This window comes from Paenibacillus sp. P4_E11 (genome assembly GCF_056401635.1).
This window is the reverse complement of record NZ_JBFUIX010000208.1, coordinates 1-4,860: the sequence shown is the minus strand read 5'-3', so window position 1 is coordinate 4,860 and position 4,860 is coordinate 1. Positions and strand designations below refer to the sequence as shown.

The 4,860-nt window shown below is 47.2% G+C and carries 4 protein-coding genes; all 4 read right to left on the bottom strand.

Translation table 11 applies throughout. From position 1 onward, the window contains the following. A partial coding sequence (locus tag AC1DWB_RS31335; RefSeq protein WP_477545014.1) for an MMPL family transporter occupies window positions 1-2,034 on the bottom strand: 2,034 nt, incomplete at its 3' end. 85 nt (window positions 2,035-2,119) lie between these two features. Next, on the bottom strand, window positions 2,120-3,496 hold the full coding sequence (locus AC1DWB_RS31330) for a sensor histidine kinase (RefSeq protein WP_477545013.1): 1,377 nt from the start codon (window positions 3,494-3,496) through the stop codon (window positions 2,120-2,122). After that, complete coding sequence (locus tag AC1DWB_RS31325) at window positions 3,493-4,173, bottom strand: response regulator transcription factor (RefSeq protein ID WP_477545012.1); 681 nt, start codon at window positions 4,171-4,173, stop codon at window positions 3,493-3,495. The genes AC1DWB_RS31330 and AC1DWB_RS31325 overlap by 4 nt, the downstream gene beginning before the upstream one ends. A 106-nt stretch (window positions 4,174-4,279) precedes the next feature. Further along, window positions 4,280-4,860: type 2 periplasmic-binding domain-containing protein (locus tag AC1DWB_RS31320; protein ID WP_477545011.1), on the bottom strand; the 581-nt coding region annotated here is incomplete at its 5' end.

Below are 4,860 nucleotides of genomic sequence, written 5' to 3'. Positions count from 1 at the left end.
CAGTATAATACCTGCTGATGAAATGACGCCACCTGTAAGCGCCACTCCCCTGCTCACCGCTTCTTTCCAATCCGCATGCTTCGCTTCCTCCCTGATCCTCGACACTAACATAATGTTGTAATCCACACCTAGAGCGATCAGGAAGACGAATATATAAACAGGTAGCCGGTAACTAATTGCATCGTAGCCTAGGCCATAATGGAACACTAACCAGCTGATTCCAAGTGTCGCTGTATACGAGAGCAGCATCGTGCCCATCATGATAAGTGCAAGTACGATTGACCTGGCTTGGAAAGCCAACATAATCGTAATCAGCAACGCGATACCTGCGAACGTGACTACCGTATCGCGCTCATTCATAGTACGGACATCCAACTGCTCTGCAGTTTGACCCGCATAGTGCAAGGAATAGTGTGACGCATCGAAGCCATTCACCTGCAGCAGTTGCTGCTCCTGATCCCTCAGCGAGTCCAAAACGTTCAAGGCAGCTTGGTCATACGGGTTCATCTGTAGAGTAAGCTGTAGCTTGACTGCCTTTTTCTGCTGGGACAGAACGCCATTTGATTGCGATGTCCCCGCTGTGAATAGTTCTGGCGTAATATCTGGTGTTATTGCATTAATTCCGTCCAGTTTCTTAAGCGATTGTACTAGACCTTTCAAATTACTTATGAACGCAGAATCAGGCACAATTTCCTTGTCAGACTGCAAGATGACAGATACCGGAGCTAGCTGCCCCTGCGGGAAGCGTTGTTCCATAATATCGAACCCTTGGCGCGACGAGATATCACTCGGGAATGACTTCATCAGGTTGAACGAGTAATTCATACCACCAATACTGAATGAAGACAACAAGAACAGAATGAGCAACACAGATGCCGCAACACCCGGTTTCTTGGTGACAGCAGCACCTACTTTGCTCCACAAACCTGTAGGCTGCTTCAATTGCCCCTCTTCTCTTCTCAGCTTGATAGGCCAGAACGCTTTTTTGCCCAACAGAACGAAGATGGCAGGAATTAATGTTAATCCACCGAGTACGATGACGACCATAGCGACTGAGAATACGGGAGCAAAGTTGTGATATGGCTTGAATACGGCAGTGAACAACACAACCATCGCCAGAAGCACTGTACCTCCGCTGAACAATATCGGTTCCGCAATCTGCGTCATTGCTTTGCGCATCGCCTCATACTTGGACTCACTTCGCTTCCATTCCTCCTTGTACCGGGCAATGATGAACAAGCAATAATCGGTTAGTACCGCGAACAACAAGATCATCATAATCGAAAGCGCCTGCTTGTCTACGACAAACCAGCCATTCTTTCCTGCCAAGCCAAGGATACGATCAACGACTTGATACACAATTCCCGCGATAACCAATGGGATAACGGCTAGCAGTGGTGAACGATAAATGATGACCAGAATGACCAGGATCAATCCGATCGTAGCGAACATTAATACGAAGTCAGCGTTTCGGAACAGCTGGATCGTATCCGCAGCGATCCCGGCTGGTCCTGTTATTTCCATTTGTAACGATCCAATTCCAACTTGATCTACGTGCGTACGAATCTGCTCAAGTGTATCTGAAGTTTGATGCGAGTCTAGCCCTTTCTCCAGTGTTACGTTAAGCAGCAAGGTGGTGCGATCCTCGGAATACAGCCGATTCTGTGCAGATTCTGGCAAGTGGTGTAACGGTAGTGCGTTGCTGATGTGTTCCGGCTTTGCACTAGACGACAACCATTCGCTAATTTGATTAATCTTAGCTCGTTCTTCAACACTGATCGCTTGCTGACCGTGGAAGACGAGCAGTGCAGTCATGCCATCCTCGGAAGGAAACTGCTCCTTCAAGATGCTTGCCGCCACCGCGGATGGCGTATTATCCTTAATACTGCCTTCGCCGCTGCTTACGGCATAAGGTTTGGCTCCGGGAGCAAGCCCGCTTAGGAGAAGYACGACCAGCAACCAACCGATCAACACGGCTGCCGCCCCTTTTCGACTGCTTACCGTACGAGCCCAGCTTTGTAACATTCGATTCATGATGATCCGACCTCCTATCCTATTGTCACTTGTTATTCTAGGACAAGATTATGAATGGACGATGAACAATGCATTACAACGCAAGTTAATGAACAGGTAATCGGACTGTTACAGACGTCCCACTCCCCCATTCACTTTTCACTTCGATCGTACCTTGGTGCAATTCGACAATTTTCTTCGCGATCGACAGCCCCAGACCACTTCCGGAGCGGGATCTATTCCTTGCCTTATCGGCCTTATAGAACCGCTCGAATATATAAGGCAGCTCGGAGTCTGGTATACCGATCCCTGAATCTCTTATCGTCACAACAATGTCCGACTCCACACTTAATGCGATCTGTATTGAACCTCCTTGCTGTGAGAATTTGATACTGTTCGTAATCAGATTCAACCACACTTGATGCAGCAACTGGGAATCCGCATGTATGACGGTGTCCGGCAAGTCCAGTTCTAGCTGCAATTGCTTCTCCATCCATTGCCACTCGGTTACAATCAACACATGACGAAGCTGTTCATCTAATCGAAAAGAGCTCATCTTGATTACGTTTGTTTCTTTATCAAGCGTTGCCAAAGTCAACAATTGCTTGCTCAGTGAAGAGAGCCGTCTGCTCTCTTCTTCGATGATCCGTAGATATCGCTGATCCTCCTCCGGTGTCGTCTGCTTCTCCAGCATCGACTGTGAGAACCCTTGGATAGTTGTCAAGGGGGACTGAATCTCGTGCGAGACGTTCGCGACAAATTCCTGTCTCATCGTGTCGAGTTGCTGCAGTGATTCCGCCATCTGCTTGAAATGCCGCGATAAATTACCGATCTCGTCCTTCCGTGTTATGTCCATCTCGATCTTGAAGTCACCGTTCACAATCTTCGTCGTCGCTTCGGTTAATTTTTTCACTGGCCGCACGATGTATCTCGACGATATAACAATTAATACCAGACTAATAAGGAAAGTAAATCCTAATAACACGGCCAATATGAGCCGGACCTCGCCGATTTGCTGCTCCAGATTAGGCCGGATGAATAGGGCATACGTACGACCGCCCACTTGCAAGGGAAGACCAACTGTATTCCGGATGCTGTTCTCAAAGTACCTTGTGACCATCAACGCAGGCTTTTCCTCAGCAATCCCTTCGTAAGTACCACCCCGTAACACACGATCCACGAGTTCGGGATCGAATTGCTTATGCTTGAACGATGCCCCGTAATAGCTCTCTTCTCGCTTGTTATCGACCGCATAGATTTGGAAACCCATATTGCCGATATGCGTCAAATAGTCGTGAAGATCTGAAGATGGCGTCTGTTCATATAATTGCACGATTTCTTTGCCAATAAATTGTACCTTCTGCTCGTTATACCCTCTGATCTTGGACACATAATAAAAGTTGGATATGATTAGTGCCAATATGCTGCTGATGATGGCGATGAACAGAAATGTAGCGACAATTCTTATGTATAGCGTCTTCATCCTCCCTGCACCTCAAGCTTGTAGCCAAGTCCGCGAACCGATGTAATGACGAAGTCATCTGTCAACTCATAGAATCGTTCTCGCAGTCGCTTGATGTGGACATCAATCGTTCGGCTTCCTCCCTCGTAATCGGCCCCCCAGATCAGCTGCAACAGCTGTTCGCGTGTGAATATGCGGCCCGGTTGACTCGCCAATTGTGCCAGCAATTCAAATTCCTTAAGCGGAATCGTAATTGTCGCGTCCCCGATCTTGATATCATAGCTTTTGCGATCGATGTACGTAGAATTCAACCGAATCACTTCTGAGGATACCAACTGATAACGGCGCAATAATGCTTTGATGCGAAAGAGCAGTTCCTTGCTCTCGAATGGTTTGACTACATAATCGTCCGTTCCGGATAGGAAGCCTTGTTCCTTGTCACCTAACTCGCCCTTGGCCGTCAGCAATATGACCGGGATGTCATAGTGTCTCCTGATCTCCTCGCACAACTCCAGCCCATTCTTAAGTGGCATCATCACATCCACTACGGCCAAATGAACTTGCTCGCGTTCCATCACGAGCGAAGCCTCTTCACCATTCTCCGCCTCGAACACGAGATACCCTTCCTTATTGAATAGAAATCGCAGCAACTCTCGAATGTTCGGATCGTCATCTGCTACTAGAATATGGATTCTCATGAGCTACCGCCTTACTTTCTTAGTCATGGTTTCTATTATACTTCCCCAATTGAAAAAAACCACCAGCTTATAACAGGCTGGTGGTGGTGAGTCCTAAAACAATTGATTATTTCTTAGGTGCTGTTTTGAACCATTCGTTAGCCGCTGTTACCATTTCAGTTCCACCTTCGGATTTCCATTGAGCCACGAACTTATCATAGTTCTCAAGTGGCTCGGAACCTGTGATGAATTTGATGAATGTATCTTCGGTCAGCTTGTTCAGCTTAGGACCGTTTTTGGACAGAGCTTCGATTGGAGGTGCATATGTCAGAGCGTCCCATACCAAGCCAGCTTTTGCATTTTCTTGGTAAGTTTCGAAGTACTTCTGAACGTGCTCATTTTTACGTACACGTGCTTGCCAGTAGATCGGATAGTTCTTCTCGTCGATACCCGTCAAGTAGTAGCTACCGTTGTTCCATTTGTCATTGAAGATAGGAAGAATCGGGTAGTATTTGCCGTCTTTAACGGTGTGGTGAACGCCTTCTTTACCGATAGCCAGTTCTTTGAACGTATCTTTCTCGAACTTAGCATCCATGTACTTGAACGCTTCTTCTTTGTTAGGCGCCCATTTGGGAATCGCGATGTACCAACTGATCCCGCCTGTTCCGATTGCTGTGTTTTTGCCTTCTTTGTCTTTCAGGTAAGGGA